The 13,990-nt window shown below is 34.6% G+C and carries 10 protein-coding genes; 7 read left to right on the forward strand and 3 right to left on the reverse strand.

Translation table 11 applies throughout. The features are described 5' to 3' along the window. The first annotated feature begins 20 nt into the window (after nt 1-20). The 6 genes from AABD74_RS07335 (at nt 21) to AABD74_RS07360 (ending at nt 8,312) form a co-directional block, all read left to right on the forward strand. Entirely contained in the window at nt 21-377 is a 357-nt protein-coding gene (locus tag AABD74_RS07335; protein WP_406845107.1) for a four helix bundle protein, read from the forward strand. Nucleotides 378-473: 96 nt separating this feature from the next. Continuing rightward, nucleotides 474-1,430, forward strand: a complete 957-nt coding sequence (metF, locus tag AABD74_RS07340; RefSeq protein WP_232676457.1) for a methylenetetrahydrofolate reductase [NAD(P)H] — start codon at nt 474-476, stop codon at nt 1,428-1,430. Nucleotides 1,431-1,601: 171 nt separating this feature from the next. Further along, entirely contained in the window at nt 1,602-2,255 is a 654-nt protein-coding gene (locus AABD74_RS07345) for a class I SAM-dependent methyltransferase (RefSeq protein ID WP_406845108.1), read from the forward strand. Between the two features lie 139 nt (nt 2,256-2,394). Beyond that, entirely contained in the window at nt 2,395-3,618 is a 1,224-nt protein-coding gene (locus tag AABD74_RS07350; RefSeq protein WP_406845109.1) for a dicarboxylate/amino acid:cation symporter, read from the forward strand. 132 nt (nt 3,619-3,750) lie between these two features. Further along, nucleotides 3,751-6,819 (forward strand): T9SS type B sorting domain-containing protein, encoded by a 3,069-nt coding sequence (locus tag AABD74_RS07355; RefSeq protein ID WP_406845110.1) that lies wholly within the window; start codon nt 3,751-3,753, stop codon nt 6,817-6,819. A gap of 83 nt (nt 6,820-6,902) precedes the next feature. Continuing rightward, the gene (locus AABD74_RS07360; protein ID WP_406845111.1) at nt 6,903-8,312 is read left to right on the forward strand and encodes a pyridoxal phosphate-dependent decarboxylase family protein; all 1,410 of its coding nucleotides are present in this window, start codon (nt 6,903-6,905) and stop codon (nt 8,310-8,312) included. Nucleotides 8,313-8,844: 532 nt separating this feature from the next. Here AABD74_RS07360 and gldA read toward each other — a convergent pair. Then, the gene (gene gldA / locus AABD74_RS07365) at nt 8,845-9,741 is read right to left on the reverse strand and encodes a gliding motility-associated ABC transporter ATP-binding subunit GldA (protein WP_232676417.1); all 897 of its coding nucleotides are present in this window, start codon (nt 9,739-9,741) and stop codon (nt 8,845-8,847) included. Nucleotides 9,742-9,887: 146 nt separating this feature from the next. Between gldA and AABD74_RS07370 the strand changes: the two genes are divergently transcribed. Beyond that, nucleotides 9,888-10,466: an outer membrane beta-barrel protein gene (locus AABD74_RS07370; protein ID WP_232676409.1), complete on the forward strand. Its 579-nt coding sequence runs from the start codon at nt 9,888-9,890 to the stop codon at nt 10,464-10,466. A gap of 329 nt (nt 10,467-10,795) precedes the next feature. Here the strand turns inward: AABD74_RS07370 and AABD74_RS07375 are convergent, their stop codons facing one another. Both AABD74_RS07375 and metE read right to left on the reverse strand, forming a co-directional pair. After that, on the reverse strand, nt 10,796-11,170 hold the full coding sequence (locus tag AABD74_RS07375) for a hypothetical protein (protein ID WP_406845112.1): 375 nt from the start codon (nt 11,168-11,170) through the stop codon (nt 10,796-10,798). A gap of 351 nt (nt 11,171-11,521) precedes the next feature. Then, complete coding sequence (gene metE / locus AABD74_RS07380) at nt 11,522-13,843, reverse strand: 5-methyltetrahydropteroyltriglutamate--homocysteine S-methyltransferase (RefSeq protein ID WP_406845113.1); 2,322 nt, start codon at nt 13,841-13,843, stop codon at nt 11,522-11,524. Nucleotides 13,844-13,990 lie beyond the last annotated feature (147 nt).

Raw genomic sequence — 13,990 nt, forward strand, 5'->3', positions numbered from 1 at the left:
TCAACAAACAACTAATAAAAATGGAATACAGTAAATTGGAAGTTTGGATGGAAGCGCGGAAGTTGGTGAATTTGTTGTATGATTCTTCCAAATTATTTCCAAAAGAAGAATTGTTTGGATTAACAAATCAAATGAGGAGAGCTGCTGTTTCAATACCTTCAAATATTGCTGAAGGTTGTGGACGACAAACATCAAAAGAAACAATACATTTTCTGCATATTTCAAGAGGATCATTGTATGAATTAGAAACTCAGTATTATTTGGCATTGGATCAAAAATATATTGATGAGAATACATTTGATATTGTGTTGGCACAGATTCAAACTTGTAAAAAGTTATTAAACGGTTTTATTAACTATTATAAAAAATTAATATAGTTGATGGTCGTCAGTTGTTGGTTGATGGTTTTGGCATCAACAATGCTCGAATTTAAAACTAACAACAATCAACCATAAACTATCAACTAAAAAAGAATGAAAGTAACAGAACATATAGAAAACGCCAAAGGAAAAACATTATTCTCATTTGAAATTATTCCGCCTCAAAAGGGGAAAAGCATTCAGGAATTATACGATAATATCGATCCGTTGATGGAGTTTAAACCGCCGTTTATTGACGTAACAACGTCTCGCGAAGAATATATTTATATTGATCGCGGTAACGGGCTTTTGGACAAAAAACTAACTCGTATGCGTCCGGGAACACTTGGAATATGTGCTTCTATTAAACATAAATACAATGTAGATACTGTTCCGCATTTGCTTTGCGGCGGATTTACACAAGAAGAAACAGAATATATGCTGGTTGATTGTCAATATTTGGGAATCAACAACGTAATGGCGCTTCGAGGCGATGCAATGAAAGACGAACAGTCTTTTGTGCCTAAAGCGGGCGGGAATCATTATGCTATTGATTTAGTGCGACAAATCAACGATCTAAACTGCGGAAAATATCTGCATGAAGTTATGGATATCGACAACAAAGCTGATTTTTGTATTGGTGTTGCGGGTTATCCTGAAAAACATTTAGAATCACCATCTTTACAATCAGATTTAAAAAGATTAAAAGAAAAGGTTGATGCCGGAGCCGATTATGTGGTAACGCAGATGTTTTTTGACAATGCTAAATATTTTAACTTTGTAGCTAAAGCCAGAGAAATGGGGATCACAATTCCTATTATTCCAGGAATTAAGCCAATTGCCGTTCAAAGACATTTACAAGTTCTGCCGCAGATTTTTAGAATTGATCTGCCTGAAGATTTAATCGATGCGGTTGACAAATGCAAAAACAACGCTGAGATAAAACAAGTAGGAATTGAATGGGCGATACAGCAGTCATTAGAATTAAAAGCAGCCGGAGTTCCATTTTTGCACTATTATTCGATGGGAAAATCTGAGAATATCCGCCAGATTGCAAGTCAGGTTTTTTAATCTGCATGTGGTTTGTCATTCTGAGGAACTAAGAATCACACTAGAAATTCCGCAAAGAATGTCGTCCAATCTTTGTAGACATGCGAGTGTGATTCTTCGTTCCTCAGAATGACAAAAAAATACTCTTCGAATTTGGATTTTGTTTAATTTAGAAGTTTAAATTTTCGTATCATGAAACAAGAAGAATTACAAGCCATAGCCTCTCAATTAAAACATCCAACGGGAGAAAAAGGAATTGAAATGGGAAATATGATGAACGAAACGAACATTAATATGACGCGTCATTCGATTCAAAATCTTAATATATCCAAAGAAAATAAAATTCTGGAACTGGGTCATGGAAATGCGGGACATGTAGAATTTCTATTCGAACAAGCAGAAAATCTGAAATATTACGGACTTGAAATGTCGGAATTGATGTTTCAGGAAGCGCGCCAGATCAACCGAAATTTTGTTTCTCAAAAACAGACTTTCTTTTCACTTTATGACGGAAATAAAATTCCGTTTGAAGATGAAACTTTTGATAAAATATTCACAGTAAATACGATTTATTTCTGGCAGAAGCCTGAAGAATTACTTTCAGAAATATATAGGGTTTTAAAGCCAAATGGAAATTTCTGCTTAACATTTGCCGAAGAGGATTTCATGAAAAAACTGCCTTTTACACAATTTGAATTTGAGCTTTACAGTACCGAAAAAGCACAAAAGTTAATTGGTAAAACAGCTTTTAAAATTGTTTATATCGAAAGTCAGACAGAACAAGTAAAAAGCAAAACAGGCGAACTTGCTGACAGGGTTTTTACTACGATTGTTCTGGAAAAATAGTTTTTTTGCCACAGATTATTAGGATTAACACAGATTAAAAATCCTTTCTAATCCTTTAATCTGTGGCAAAAAAAATATCAGTTTTTTGAGTACTTTCATTCTTTATTATTAACCCTTCTGAATTATAATTCTTTACATTATGGAAGTTAAGAAAATCAATTTTTTGCAGAGTTACAGCAGTATTTTATGGCTTCTTGGCGGTATTATAATCGGAAGCATTTTCGGGTTAGTATTTGGGGAAAATGTTTTGATTATAAAACCACTTGGCGATATATTTCTGAATTTACTTTTTACAGCCATTATTCCGCTTATCTTTTTTACGATTGGTTCTTCGGTAGCGAATCTGGAAAGAACAGAAAAGCTAGGAAAACTGTTTGTTGTAATGTTATTGGTTTTTCTCGCGACAATTCTGATTTCTGCGATTGTAATGATTTGTGCTGTTTACCTTTTTCCGATTCATGAAGATATCGCAATTGCCAAAGTTCCGTTTGAAGATGTAGCATCAGGATCAGCAGGAGATCAAATTGCAAAACTGCTTACAGCCAATGATTTCTTCGAATTATTGTCTCGAAAAAGTATGCTTGCGTTGATTATTTTTTCTTTTTTAGTTGGTTTCGCCACATTACAATCAAGGGAAAAGGGAAATGCTTTCAAGAGTTTTCTAGATTCAGGAAACGAGGTAATGAAACAGCTTTTGAACATCATTATGAAATTTGCGCCAATTGGTTTAGGGGCTTATTTTGCTTATCAAGTTGGAGTTTTCGGACCACAATTGCTAGGAGTTTATGCAAAACCAATGGCAGTTTATTACGCAGCTTGCGTTTTTTATTTCTTTGTGTTCTTTAGTTTATACGCTTTTGTTGCTGGCGGGAAAAGAGCTTTTAAAGTTTTTTGGAGCAATAATATAATGCCTTCTTTAACAGCAGTTGGAACCTGCAGCAGTATTGCAACCATTCCTGCAAATTTGGATGCTGCACAAAAAATGGGAATTCCGGCACATGTACGAAACTTGGTTATCCCTCTTGGAGCACCTTTGCATAAAGATGGTTCGAGTATGTCGTCTATCTTAAAAATAACCTTTTTGTTTGCTATGTTTGGTAAAGATTTTACAGATCCTATGACTATTCTTTTAGCTTTAGGGATTACTGTTATTGTCTCCGTTGTAGAAGGCGGAATCCCCAACGGAGGTTATATTGGCGAAATCCTGGCTATTACGGTTTATGGTTTCCCGATGGAACAAGCGCTGCCAGTTGCAATGATTTTAGGAACTTTGGTTGATCCAATTGCAACTTTATTAAATGCAAACGGTGACATAATATGCTCAATGATGGTTTCGCGGTTTTCTGAAAAAACAAAATGGTAATCAAATTTTGGTTAGTAATAAATCATTGGTAGATAGTACTTTTCGATACATCGAGACTTTACGCTCATTAGTCTAAAAGTTTAACAATTCATTTTATTATAAAGTAGTTTTACTAAAATAAAACTCTTTGTTTTGAATCGTAAAGCACTCATATTATTTAGTTTATTTCTTTTTGTTGCAAAACTGAACGCACAATTATGTACAGGAAGTTTGGGCGATGCAGTTGTTAAAATTGACTTTGGGTCAGGGACAGCTTCACACGGAACAGCTCTTGGAACTGGTATTACAAGTTACACTTGGACAACAGCAGATTTCCCCGGCGATGGTTCCTATACTATTGAAAAGACAACAAATACTCCCCGTACTTGGTGGACAACAACCGATCATACCGGCGGAGGATATATGATGGTGGTAAACGCCAGTCTATCTACAACGGATTATTTTTATAAAAATACCGTTACTGGTCTTTGCCCGGATACTACTTATGAGTTTGCAGCTTGGATTATGAATCTCTTACGATCAAATGATACTAGTCCGCCTAATATAACTTTTACAATTGAATCTACTGCAGGAACAATATTAGGAACTTATAATACTGGAGATATTGCGCTGAATTCGAGCGCAGTTTGGAAACAATACGGTTTGTTTTTTACGACACCTGCCGGAGTTTCGACAGTTGTTATCAGAATGCGAAATAATAAAGCCGGTGCAGCTCCGGGAAATGACATTGCATTAGACGATATTACTTTTAGAGCATGCGGGCCGACGGTTTCTTCCGCTGTTCAAAACAACACAAATACTAGTTTAGAAATCTGCCAAAGTGATGTTAAAAGTTACACGCTAACTGGAACTGTTTCTTCTGGATATTCTAATCCTGCCTATCAATGGCAGTCAAGTTCAGATAATGGAGTGACATGGGTAGATATTGCAGGAGCAAATACTATAAATTATACTTTTACTTCGAGCTCAACGGCAGGAACTTTTTTATACCGAATGGCGGTGGCTCAAAATGCTAATATTTCGTCATCTTTCTGTAGGGTAGTTTCTAATGTTATTACTTTTAAGGTCAATCAAAGTACCGTTTCTCCAACTTTCACAACTGTGCAGCCAACATGTGATGTGCCAACAGGAACAATAAATATTTCTGCAGAGGCAAATACTTCGTATAGTATTGATGGAACAAATTATCAGGCATCTGGAACTTTTTCTGACTTAGCAGGAGGAGATTATAATGTTACAGCAAAATTAAATACCGGTTGTGCGTCAAGTCCAATTGTTGTGCATATAAATTCTGTTGCATCTTCAGGCGCTGTTCCTTCTTATTCTGTCGTTCAGCCTGTTATTTGCTCCAATCCATTCGGAACAATTACAATTACAAGTTCAGACTATGAATATAGTTTTGACAATGGTGTAACGTGGTCAGCTAATAATTCTAAATCAGGATTAAGCGCAGGAGATTATTTAATAAAAACCCGAAATAGCTCCAATTGCGAAACAACAGCTGTGTTAGTGTCCATTTTAGTGCCGCCGGGTTATCCGCCAACTCCAACCGTTTTGGTTGTTCAGCCAGATTGTATGTCAGCAGCCGGAACAATAACCATTTCTGATGCTGCATCGTCTTATAGTTTTGATAATGGATTGACATGGGAGACTTCAAATTCAAAAAATAATTTGACTCCAGGAACATATCAAATTCTTATAAAAAACAATTTAGGATGTGTTTCTTTAGTGCCAAACGAAGTTGAAATAAAAACTTATGTAAATCAAGAACCTCTTGCTGTAGCTGTAAGTCCGCAGATTTTTTGTGTACAACAAAATGCGGTATTAAATGATATTAGTATAACTGGACAAAATATTAAATGGTACGACGCTCCAACAAATGGAAATTTACTTGCAAGTACAACAATTCTTGAAAGCAAAACCTATTATGCGGCCCAAACAATTTCTATTTGTGAAAGCGAAAGAATTCCCGTTGTTATAAACATTCAAAATACAACTGCGCCTACAGGAGATCAGCTGCAAGATTTTTGTACAACTCAAAAACCTGCAATTGCAAATTTAGCGGCAACGGGAACAAATGTTGTTTGGTACGATAATGCATCAAATGGCACAATTTTATCATCTGAGACAAGTTTGATAAATGGGGCTTCTTATTTTGCTTCTCAGACTATAAATGGTTGTGAAAGTGCAAATCGTCTGGCAGTTTTGGTTACTATAGCCGCCCCAGCTTTATCATTTAATAATGTTTCGGCTAATGTTTGTGATGATTTAAATGATGGATCTGAAATAATAAATCTTGCCAGTTATAATGCACAAATAGCAGCTTGTAATTCTTGTGCTTTTAGTTACTACACCACATTATCCGGCGCAGAAAATTTATTTGCTGTAAATAACATCAGTAACTTATCCAATTACAATTTGTCGGCTGGGACAACTTTAATTTATGTAAGAATTGATTCTAATGATAAATGCTATCAAATTGCCGAGTTGAGTTTGACATTAGTAAATGCCCCTGTCATTTCAATTTCTGATATTGTTTCATTGTGCCAAAATCAAAATGTTGAAGTTCATGCGGGTTCAGGTTTTGATAGTTATTTATGGTCAACAGGAGCTTCGACCGAATCAGTTATTTTTACAGAAGCCGGATCATATTCCGTTACCGTTACTCAAAATCATGGTGATATTATTTGTTCATCAACAAAAGATTTTCAGGTGAAACTTTCAAACAGTGCTGCTATTCAAAACCTTACCGTTCAGGATTGGACAGATTCTGAAAACATAATTGTAGTAGAATTGGCAGATACTAGTCTCGGAGATTATGAATATTCTATTGATGGATTTGTATATCAGGATAGTAATACTTTTTATGGATTAGCAACAGGAGATTATGTAGTGTATGTTCGTGACAAAAATGGCTGCGGTATCAAAAAACAGGAAGTATTTCTGTTGAATTATCCAAAGTTTTTTACTCCAAATGGTGATAGTTACAATGATACATGGTCGATAAAGTTCTCAGAGACAGAACCGGATTTAAACATTAAAATATTTGATCGTTATGGAAAATTTATCAAAGATTTAGATGCTTTTTCTGCATGGGATGGAACTTATAACAGCAGAGAATTACCAGCAACTGATTATTGGTTTGTTGTAAAAAGAGCAAATGGCAAAATCTATAAAGGCCATTTTACACTAAAAAGATAAAGAGAAATCTTCTCAGATTGTTTTCTAGTAGAATCGTTTTTATTCTTTAAATTCGATGAAAAAAATATTTTAAATAAAGAAAAATGAATTCAGTACTACAAAATGATTTAAACGATATTGCTCTTATTCTCGATCATGCAAAACAACAAGGTATTGATTTTCTTAATAATTTGGAAAATATTCCAACTTCAAGTAAAAATACAATTAACCCAAAACGCGATTTAAACGAATTAGGGTTAGGTTCTGAAAAAGCTTTACAAGAATTTAATGAGAGATTAGCGCCTTTATTGGTTTCGTCCCCGGGACCGCGTTATTGGGGATTTGTAACAGGTGGTTCAACCCCAGCTTCTATTGTTGGAGATTGGCTGGCATCGGTTTACGATCAAAACACACAATCTGTAACATCGCAGGGTGGAAATTCGGCTTTAATAGAATTTGAAACCATTAATTTGTTGTTACAATTATTAGAACTGCCAGATTCCTTTTTGGGCGGATTTGTTACGGGCGCAACGATGTCAAATTTTACCTGTTTAGGAGTTGCCAGACAATGGTTTGGAAAACAGTTTGGAAAAGATTTTGCTAAAAACGGAATTTCAGAAACCATCAATATTTTGACGGCGACACCGCATTCTTCTTCGATAAAATCATTATCAATGTTAGGGATTGGAAGTCAGAATTATAGCGTTGTAAAAACAATAGAAGGAAATCGTGAGGCATTGGATATTGTAGATTTAGAAGAAAAAATTAAAGCATTAAACGGAATACCATTTGTTTTAATTTCAAGCGCAGGAACAGTTAATACAGCTGATTTTGATGATTTTGAAGCTATCTCAAAACTTAAAGAAAAACACAATTTCTGGTGGCACATTGATGGTGCTTTTGGTGGATTTGCTGCGGTTTCGGAGAAATACAAACACTTTGTAAAAGGCTGGGAAGGCGCAGACAGTATTACAATTGATTGTCATAAATGGCTGAATGTGCCTTATGAAAGTGCCTTTTATTTAATTAAAAAAGAACATGTAAACCTGCAGATTGAAACGTTTCAGAATTCGAACGCGCCATATTTAGGAAATCCGCTGGAGAATTTTAATTATTTAAATGTCCTTCCTGAAAATTCACGTCGTTTAAGAGCTCTGCCGGCTTGGTTTTCTTTAGTGGCTTACGGGAAAGAAGGTTTTTGTGACATTATCGAAAAGAGTACTTTGCTGGCACTTCATTTTGGAAATGCTCTTATTGAAGATGGCTGTTTTGAACTTCTGGCTCCAATTCGATTAAATAATGTTTGCTTTACTTTAAAAGGAGAGGAGAATCAAGATAAAGTTGGAGAGTTTTTGACAAAACTAAATGATACGGGAAAAGTATTTATGACACCGACTGTTTATCAAAACAGAAAAGGAATTCGGGCTTCATTTGTAAATTGGAGAACAACAGAGGAAGATATTAAAATTGCTTTAGAGGAAATGAAAGCAGTGTTTGAAGATTTAGATTTGTAAACAAAAATAAAAAGAGCCTGTCTAAAAAAATAGCAGGCTCTTTTCTTTCAAAAAAAATAAAAAACAAAAAAACAAGTTCAAGGGGATTTAAATTCTATATGTAAAGACATAATACATTCATTGTGGTTAAAATGTTCTTCATTTCGTTTTTTGGGCTTTTAATGTTTAAATAGGCTTAATTTTTTATTGTAAAACGATTTGTTCAATTTTATCAGAAAGTTTTATCAAAAAGCTTTCAGTCTGACTTAAAATCGAATTGAAGAACATTTTTATATAATTGAATAAAGGCGACATTTTAGTATTATTGAATTTGTATTGGCAAATATAATATTATTTATAACAAGTCTAAATAAAAATAATAAAAATTTGAATAATAAAATATCAATTCTTTGATAATGAGAAGATAAAATGTAAAAGAAGAAAATGATTTACTTTGAAGCGTAAGAAATTTTCTAAAAAAAGAAAACCTGTCTGTTCTTAACAAAAGAACAAACAGGTTTAATCTGTAAACCGAGACTGCAGGTTGAAAACCTTACTTAGTAATTTCTCTAAATACGGCCTCCAGGTTTTTATTTTTTTGATTCAGTTGTAAAGTTTTCAAACCGTTTTCGGTGGCAAAATCAAAAATTGCCGGACGCATATCTTTATCAGTAACAAAAGTCAGCTCCCAAGTCATGTCATGTGTATTTTTGTATGAAGAAATATTTTCTAATTTGGCTAAAAGCTGTTCTTCTACCTTATAATCAAACTCTACCTCAATGACTTGCTCTTTGTTTGCAGCAACTAAATGATCTAATTTATTGTCGGCTACAATTTGTCCTTTGTCAATAATTATGACACGATCGCAAATTGCTTCGACTTCCTGCATAATATGTGTCGATAAAAAAATTGTTTTATCCTTGCCGATATTTTTAATGACATTTCTAATTTCCATTAACTGATTAGGGTCCAGACCTGTAGTTGGCTCATCTAAAATTAAAACATCAGGATTGTGTAATAAGGCATTTGCAAGTCCAACACGCTGACGGTATCCTTTAGAAAGCTGACTTATCTTTTTATGGCTTTCCGGTGTCAGCCCTGTCAGTTGAATTACCTCTTCAATTCTTGACTTTGGCACTTTGTAAACATCAGCATTAAAAGCCAAATACTCACGAACATACAAGTCTAAATATAGTGGATTATGCTCTGGTAAATATCCTATCGATTGCTGTACTGCCTTTGCGTTTGACATGACATCGTGGCTGTTTACAAGGGCTGAGCCGCTGTCGGCAAGTAAATATGTGGTCAAAATTTTCATTAAAGTAGATTTTCCAGCTCCGTTTGGACCAAGAAATCCCACGATTTCTCCTTTCTCAATTTTAAAAGAAATTTCGTTTAAAGCTTTTTGCTCTCCGTAACTTTTTGATATACTGTTTACTTCTATTGACATGACTTTTTATTTGCTACAAAAGTAAACAGAAATAGTCTCGATTGCTAAAATTTATTTTTTAAAGTAATTATAAAAAAAATAAAAAAGTCCAGGATTCACGGCATTGTTATTGTTAAAGGAATGCTAAATTTAATAAAATCCAAATTATGAAAAAAATTCTAGTGATGGCTGCATTAGCTGTCTGCAGTTTTGCAAACGCTCAAAAAGGAACAATCTTAGTAGGTGGAAACATCGGATATTCTTCTGAAACGGTTGATTATACAAATTCTGAAACAAAAAGCAATCAATTCAGTTTTTCTCCTAAAGTTGGTTACCAATTTCACGATAACTGGACTGTTGGAGGTGAATTTACTGTAGCTTCTTCAAAAAATGATCAGGGAGTAAACGAATACAAAACAAATGATTTCAAACTTGGAGCATTTGTACGTTATTCAGTGCCATTAAACCAAACTTTTTCTGTATTTGCTGATTTAGGAGCTGGTATCCAAAACAGAACAGAAAAAGATTATGTTGGACCAAACTACACAAAATATAAAGCAGACGGAATGTATGTTGGTGTTACTCCGGCTCTTTTCATTAATATGCAAAAAGGATTTGGTTTAAACTTCAGCATTGGTGGTTTAGGATATGATACATTAAGTTATGATAACAATGGTCCAGATGTTAATAATTTCTATTTCAACTTTGGACAAACATTTAACATTGGAATTTCTAAAAACTTCTAATCTTAAATTATATATTCAATTTCAGAAAGCACTCCGATTGGGGTGCTTTTTTTATAAAAAAACAATGCCGGCAAAAGTGAAGTCGAAACTAAATCATAACTAATTCTTGCCCCAGCTCTTCGAAGAGTTCAATAAGCTGTTTTGAGCGCTGTGCGAAGTCTCCCGACTTCGTACCCGCAAGGACTCGACAAAGAATAGAAAGATTAAACCGCTCAGAGATGAGCGGTTTTTTTATGTTTTGAGCGCTGTGCGAAGTCTCCCGACTTCGTACCTGCAAAGAGACTCGACAAAGAATAAAAAAGAAAACCGCACATTACTGAACGTTTTTTTTATGATTTAGAAACTCCGAAAGCATCCATTACAGGTTTTATTTTCTCAAAAACGGTGTCAGGATCATAAACCGCAGACCCGTTAAAAAACTTTAAAATCTCGGTGACCAAACCGTGGGGAACAGTATCCTTTTCAAATGGGAGCATCAGGGTCATGGGTTTGTTTTCAAAGCGATTGGTAAAATCTTTATTTTGGGTAAGAGCAATAATATTGTCTATAATAGAACGCTCGGTGAGATCAGTTTCAGTGCCCAAAAGGAAAATAAAATCTGAAAAATCATCAAGAGCAATAAAAGTATAAACAATTCCGTCCTCAGCAGTTTGGGTAGAAAACGTGAAAAAATAAACAAGTTCTAAAGGTCTGTTGGTTTTCATAAACAAGTAAGATTTATAATATCTGATCAAATGTAATACATAAAAACAATAAAAGAAAAAACTTACAATAATCTGCATTTTTTCTGAAAGAATGCCCGCTCTTCGAAGAGTTCGATAAACCGTTTTAAGCGCTGTACGAAGTCTCCCGACTTCGCACCCGCAAAGAGGCTCAATAAAGAATAGAAAAAACCTCGCAGCAATGCGAGGTTTTTGTCTGATATAACATACTTGAGATTTTCTGAAAGAGAATAACAATAAATGCCGGCAAAAGTGAAGTCGAAACTAAATCATAACTAATTCTCGACTCCACTAAGCTGACACTAAAAAACAAAAATATATCTAAAAGAACTATTAATTTACAGGACTTTCAACAGCTGCGCGCATTTCCTGAGCTGCTGCAACCATTTCGATTAGTGCTTTTTTAGTTTCATCCCAGTGACGGGTTTTTAAACCACAATCAGGATTTACCCAAAGCTGGTCAACAGGAATTACAGATGAAGCTTTTTCTAATAAACGAACCATTTCAGCACTCGACGGTACACGCGGCGAGTGAATATCATAAACTCCAGGCCCAATTTCATTTGGATATTTAAAATTAGCAAAAGCATCTAAAAGCTCCATTTGCGAACGAGAACACTCAATTGTAATAACATCCGCATCCATGTCGGCAATGTTTTGAATAATATCGTTGAATTCGCTATAACACATGTGAGTGTGAATTTGCGTATCATCGTTTACACCGCTGGCAGAAATTCTAAAAGCTTTTACCGCCCAGTCTAGATAATTTGCCCATTCTTCTTTTCGTAATGGCAAACCTTCTCGAATTGCAGGCTCATCAATTTGAATAATTTTGATTCCCGCTTTTTCAAGATCAACAACTTCATCACGAATAGCCAGAGCGATTTGCGTACAAGTTTCAGAACGAGGCTGATCGTTACGTACAAATGACCATTGCAAAATAGTTACCGGACCAGTAAGCATTCCTTTTACCCATTTTGGAGTTAAAGATTGTGCATATTTCGACCATTTTACCGTCATTGGATTTGGTCTGGAAACGTCACCATAAATAACCGGAGGTTTCACACATCGGCTTCCATAACTTTGAACCCAGCCATTTTTTGTAAAAGTAAATCCGGCCAATTGTTCTCCAAAATATTCCACCATATCGTTACGTTCAAATTCTCCGTGAACCAGAACATCAATTCCAGTTTCTTCCTGAAAACGAATCGTAGCTTCGGTTTCTTTTTCGATTAAATCATTGTATTGCTCCGTAGTTAATTCCCCTTTTTTAAATTTCGCTCTCCAGCTTCTCACTTCGGCCGTTTGAGGGAAAGATCCAATTGTTGTTGTTGGGAATAACGGAAGATTCAACGCTTCAATCTGACTTTTTCTTCTTGTTGCAAAGGCGCTTTTACGTTTGTCATAAGAAGCGGTTATTCCGGCAACACGCGCCTTAACTTCATTATTATGAATTAATTTTGAAGTTTTACGATTGTCATTTGCGATTACGTTTCTTTCATAATCAACCGAATTTTTAACATCAACTTCGCCAGAAGCAAATTGTTTTAAAAGTACAATTTCGTTGATTTTCTGTTTCGCAAAAGCAAGCCATTGTTTAATTTCAGGTGTAAGAGTCTGATCGTTTGTTTCTAAATCTAAATCGCACGGACTGTGGATTAATGAGCAAGAAGGTCCAACTAAAATTCTGTCTTTACCTAAAGCATCAGTTGCTTTTTTGATTAATTCTAAAGATTTTTTGAAATCATTTTTCCAGATATTTCTACCGTCAACAACTCCTAAAGAAAGGTTCACGTTTGAAGCTAATTTTCCGGATTCTAAAATATCATTTAATTGAAGCGGACAGCGAACTAAATCTAAATGCAGCGTATCAACAGGCAAAGCCAAAGCTGTAGCCAGATTTTCGCCAAAACAGTCAAAATAATTGGCTAAAATAATTTTAAGTTTAGGGAAACGAATATTGATTTCATTATAAACCTGCGTAAATGTATTTCTTTCTTTATCAGTTAAATTTAAAGCTAAGAAAGGTTCATCAAGCTGAATATATTCTGCGTTTTCGGCTTGTAATTTTTCGAAAATTTCGAAGTAAACAGGCAATAAAGCGTCAATAAGATCAATTCGGTTAAAACCTTCTTCCTTTTCTTTTCCTAAAAGTAAATACGAAATTGGTCCAATTAAAACCGGTTTTGTCGCAATTCCTAAAGCATTTGCTTCTTTAAACTCATCGATTACTTTTTCTGAAAACAATTCAAATTTTTGGTTCTTTGTAAATTCAGGAACAATGTAATGATAGTTGGTGTCAAACCATTTTGTCATTTCCATCGCTACAACATCCTGACCATCTTTTTGTGCGCCTCTTGCCATCGCAAAATACAAATCAAGAGATGAATTTGTTTTTGCCAGTTCATGATAACGCTGCGGAATTGCACCAACAGTCAAAGTCAAATCCAAGACCTGATCATAAAAAGAAAAATCATTTGACGGAATCAAATCTACTCCGGCTTGTGATTGTAAATGCCAGTTTTTGATACGAATTTCTTTTCCGGTATCGATAAGTTCATCTGCCGAAATTTTTCCTGACCAATACAATTCACTGGATTTTTTTAATTCTCTGTTGCTTCCAATTCTGGGATAACCTAAATTATTTGTTTTCATTTTTATTTCAGTATTTTTTACTGAACAAATTTATTGTATTAGATTTTATAACTTATATTTGGGGTTTATTTCAGTAAAATGTGTTTTAAAATTAAAATTTAAAAGATTTAATTACTGTAAATATCTTTTAAACGAACCTTTAGCCGT

This window comes from Flavobacterium soyae (genome assembly GCF_045348165.1).
Classification (GTDB): Bacteria; Bacteroidota; Bacteroidia; order Flavobacteriales; family Flavobacteriaceae; genus Flavobacterium; species Flavobacterium soyae.

What these genes read in the sequence shown, in the direction of transcription:
- AABD74_RS07335 (WP_406845107.1), top strand. Translation starts at nt 21, where the DNA reads ATGGAATACAGTAAATTGGAAGTTTGGATGGAAGCGCGGAAGTTGGTG.
- metF (WP_232676457.1), top strand. Translation starts at nt 474, where the DNA reads ATGAAAGTAACAGAACATATAGAAAACGCCAAAGGAAAAACATTATTC.
- AABD74_RS07345 (WP_406845108.1), top strand. Translation starts at nt 1,602, where the DNA reads ATGAAACAAGAAGAATTACAAGCCATAGCCTCTCAATTAAAACATCCA.
- AABD74_RS07350 (WP_406845109.1), top strand. Translation starts at nt 2,395, where the DNA reads ATGGAAGTTAAGAAAATCAATTTTTTGCAGAGTTACAGCAGTATTTTA.
- AABD74_RS07360 (WP_406845111.1), top strand. Translation starts at nt 6,903, where the DNA reads ATGAATTCAGTACTACAAAATGATTTAAACGATATTGCTCTTATTCTC.
- gldA (WP_232676417.1), bottom strand. Translation starts at nt 9,741, where the DNA reads ATGTCAATAGAAGTAAACAGTATATCAAAAAGTTACGGAGAGCAAAAA.
- AABD74_RS07370 (WP_232676409.1), top strand. Translation starts at nt 9,888, where the DNA reads ATGAAAAAAATTCTAGTGATGGCTGCATTAGCTGTCTGCAGTTTTGCA.
- AABD74_RS07375 (WP_406845112.1), bottom strand. Translation starts at nt 11,170, where the DNA reads ATGAAAACCAACAGACCTTTAGAACTTGTTTATTTTTTCACGTTTTCT.
- metE (WP_406845113.1), bottom strand. Translation starts at nt 13,843, where the DNA reads ATGAAAACAAATAATTTAGGTTATCCCAGAATTGGAAGCAACAGAGAA.